General features: G+C 42.5%; 1 protein-coding gene. It reads right to left on the bottom strand.

Annotated features, from left to right (window positions below; all coding sequences use genetic code 11):
• Positions 1-169, bottom strand: a 169-nt coding sequence (locus ACZ3HG_RS24270; protein ID WP_465335021.1) for a DUF6976 family protein, incomplete at its 3' end; no start/stop codon positions are given.
• Positions 170-254: the final 85 nt, after the last annotated feature.

The raw sequence follows: 254 nt of genomic DNA on the forward strand, positions 1-254 counted from the left end.
CAGTGCCACCATCCTGACCAATAAAGTAAGGGATGGAGCCACCAATCCAATTGCCTTTGGGTAGTTTCTTTAATAATGCAATATCAGCAGCGACTGTGCATGGTCGACCATCTGCCAAAATTCCAACGGCTTCTTCTAAAGAATAGAGTTTTCCGGGTAAATTATTCATGTCGTCATTCGCCTGTTTTCGTTAGCTGTTTTGACCAGAGAATTGCTGCATTTGCTTGATCTCATGACCAAGAAGTTTGGCATTT

This window comes from Erwinia sp. PME.40.26/001, from assembly GCF_055556675.1.